Origin of the sequence: Rhodopirellula sp. JB055 (assembly GCF_043100905.1) — a bacterium.
In the GTDB taxonomy this organism is placed as follows: Bacteria; Planctomycetota; Planctomycetia; order Pirellulales; family Pirellulaceae; genus Rhodopirellula.
This window is the reverse complement of record NZ_JBICHO010000475.1, coordinates 1-3,281: the sequence shown is the minus strand read 5'-3', so window position 1 is coordinate 3,281 and position 3,281 is coordinate 1. Positions and strand designations below refer to the sequence as shown.

4 protein-coding genes are annotated in these 3,281 nt (G+C 58.2%); all 4 read right to left on the bottom strand.

From position 1 onward, the window contains the following. The coding region (locus ACF8AM_RS18770) for a hypothetical protein (protein WP_392557117.1) at positions 1-612 on the bottom strand (612 nt) is incomplete at its 3' end. Between the two features lie 121 nt (positions 613-733). After that, the gene (locus tag ACF8AM_RS18765) at positions 734-1,504 is read right to left on the bottom strand and encodes a rhomboid family intramembrane serine protease (protein ID WP_392557116.1); all 771 of its coding nucleotides are present in this window, start codon (positions 1,502-1,504) and stop codon (positions 734-736) included. A 6-nt stretch (positions 1,505-1,510) separates the two neighbouring features. After that, entirely contained in the window at positions 1,511-2,008 is a 498-nt protein-coding gene (locus tag ACF8AM_RS18760; RefSeq protein ID WP_392557115.1) for a peptide chain release factor-like protein, read from the bottom strand. A 171-nt stretch (positions 2,009-2,179) separates the two neighbouring features. Further along, positions 2,180-3,281 (bottom strand): efflux RND transporter periplasmic adaptor subunit (locus ACF8AM_RS18755; protein WP_392557114.1); only part of this gene is annotated, 1,102 nt, incomplete at its 5' end.

Below are 3,281 nucleotides of genomic sequence, written 5' to 3'. Positions count from 1 at the left end.
GATCAGATCGATGAACGGAGCGTAACATGCGTACGCCTTGTAACCGTGCGCCGCAAAGGTGGACGAGGCTGCAAGAACCAACATCATCACCGCGAATCGAGCTCGGATCGAGGACGAACAAGATGCAGCACCGATTCCACTGCAGACCGCCAACGCCAGCGGAGCGACAAAGCGAACGGCCTGTTCCGGAAGCGCCAACTCAGCGAAGACCGCGGCTCGCATCATATGCGCTGCAGCAATCAACAGCATCCAAAGTCCGCTCCATCCAGCGGCGGACTGATCCAGCCTTTTGACAACGCTGAACCCGGGTGACTCATTCGGCATCTTCCACATCAGCCATCCGGTCACAGACAAAACCGCACCCGCGACCAACGTTAACAACGCCCCCGCATTGTCGATCGACTGAGCCAGCGATTCAGACCAATGGCAATCAAAGTACAGCCAGCCGTAGACATCGCTTTCCATTTCAAAAGATGAAAACAGATAGCGTCCCCCCCGCCCAAAGCACTGCAGCACAACCACCACCCGCAGGCACACCTCCATTGGCCAGGCAGCAGGCTTTCGGTTGGAAACGCAATCGTCGGTTGTGGTGGATGGGGTCGTTTCGGTCATAGCCGTCGCATGATACTCGCGACAACACGTTGCTGTGGAGACGGCCAACGAAGAAGTCACGCCCGACCTCGGTTTCAAATTCGAGGCTGACAGGACTCGCTGCTCTTCCGCAAAAACGGAATCAGAACCGGCGTTCACTCACCGGATGGTGCCCCAAAGGCGATCGGCCAATCAGCAGCGCAGCCACCGCGCCAGCGATGAACCCTCCCGCATGTGCCCACCAAGCGACTCCTCCCGCTTCACCACCAGCGAGTGATCCCAGACTGTTGACGAGTTGGATCACGAACCAGATTCCCAGGAACACAGGTCCCGGTAAGACAAAGGTCGGGAACACGAACATCAATGGGAGAACGGCCAACACTCGAGCATGCGGATACAAAAACGCATACGCTCCCATCACACCCGCAATCGCTCCACTGGCACCCAGCGTGGGCACGGGACTGCTCGGGTCACTGAGCAAATGCGCCAGCCCAGCCAGAACACCAGTGCCGAGGTAGAGCAGCGCATACCCCAAGTGTCCCAACCGGTCCTCGACGTTGTCGCCGAAGATATACAAGAACCACATGTTGCCCAGAAAATGCATCCAACCACCATGCAAAAACATGCAAGTGATCAATGTCGCCCAAGCTGGCACGGCGGGCGGACCGATCTCTTGACGGACATCGACCACCTCCACGCCGCGTGGCGTCTGAACGGCGACGCGTTGCTGCATGACTGGAGTGGCATCCGGATCGGTCAATCGCAACGGAACCATCGCGAATCCGCTGACGATCCCTTGGCTCTGGTCTGAAGAAGCTTGCTGAGCCAAGAACGCAAGGGCGCACAACCCGATCACCAAGTAGTTGACGACCGGTGTCGTGCGACTGGGAATGTCATCGCGAATGGGGATCATGTTGTTTCACCGCAAGGGTGGTCGTGAGTGGTGCTGCCTGATTTGATTGACCAGACGAAACGCCGGGGGATGTGACCGAACGAAGTTCACCAGTTTGCTGGTCGATGTCTTCCAAGGGGTTGCGATCAGACTGGGTTGGCCGCCCGCGGTCCACAAATCGTTTAGCACCATAGTCAACACGGCCGGTTTGGCGACATTCTCGTCGTTTAACTTCATGGGGGAACCGCGGTAGCGTGCTCGCAAATCCAGTTCCACTTGGGAGAAGTCATCGCCGTTCGAATCGCTACCAGGTTCCAAAGGCGAACGCGATCGCAGCGTGACTGCCAGCAGAAACCGCATTCGAGTGAGCGCCGTGGATCGATTGCGAGCCTGTTGCCGCTGCTCGGTCGCCTCCGCCGTGATCGCGCCGACTTCGGGGACGCCGGTCTCAAACGTCAGGAAAGCTCCCGAGGCGGTTCGGTTGCGATGTTGCCCGCCCGGCCCGCTGCGAGATTGGGTCCGCAATTGGCAACGTTTTTCCAATTCTTCGACAGGCCAAAAACAAGGGTGAACGCCGTCCGACATCGGAAGCGATATCCGCTCGTCTGTTGACGGCCACGAAGGTCCTGTCTCCGAAGAGGATTGGCGAGAATCAGACACGTTGGCGAAAGCAAAGGAATCGGGACGACAGAAGGCTCAGATGCCCAGCAGCCGTTCGATGGAATGCTTGGCATCTTTCCACAACGACTGCGGCGGCAACCGAAGCACCGCTTGGCAACTGGCTCCGTCCCAGCGTAGCAACACGTCGAGTTCCCGATCAGTGGTGGCGGTTTGCTCCGCGAAAAGAGGAATATCTCGGGCCAGATCCTCCACCGGGAAATCACAAACGGCTTCATAGGCCAGTTCTTCCTCCACCTCCGCCGCCCGTTTTTCTTCGTCGACCTGCTCCATGGGTGACTCACCACGCACCTTCGTCACGACCTTTTGTCCTGGCATCGATGGCAGCGTCACTTTCACAGGCACGCCCTCAGCAATTCGGTCTCGGTCGGAAGCATTGAGATTCAAGACGACTTCCAATCGCGTGTCGGAGGCAACTCGGCACCAAGCCACACGATCTTCGGTCGTTTGGCCGACAGTCGGTCTCAGCGTGAACGGATCCTCCATCCGCCAATCGTGAATTTTTTCGGGAGTCGCCACGGATGCCGACGAAGGCAAAACCACCCCCGACTGTGGACTGACCAAACGCAGAGACTCGATTCGGTTTTGCAAATGAGATTGACTCGACGCCAGTGACTCCGACGCCGCTTCCAACGCTCGCCAATCCCTCGCCGACGTCCCTGTTCTCAGGGATGCCAAACGTGTCGCATGCACTCTTTCTCGAACGACCGATTGTCGGCCTCGGTTTTCTTCGAGCTTCAATTGCAACGCGGGATCAGCGACCTCGGCCAACGTTTGCCCCGCCGTCACGCGGTCGCCCACTCGGACGTCGACGCTTTGCATGACTCCATCACGCGGCAAATAAACGAGCGCCGCATCGCGAACGCGAATGACGCCAGTGACATGACGGTACCGTGGAATCGGAACCACCGCGATCAGAATCGCAGCCAAACAAGCACAGCCCGCTAACCCAATGCGTCGTCCACCGGGAATCCCCATCCAAGCACCACTTCCACGAACCATGGAGACCATATTCCGCATGCTGCTGAAGAAGAAACGAATGACCGCGAGAGCGACAACAACCACCGCGATTCGCCACAATCCCCAGCCCGCTGCCCACTGCAACACAAACGTGGCGATC

What these genes read in the sequence shown, in the direction of transcription:
- ACF8AM_RS18765 (WP_392557116.1), bottom strand. Translation starts at nt 1,504, where the DNA reads ATGATCCCCATTCGCGATGACATTCCCAGTCGCACGACACCGGTCGTC.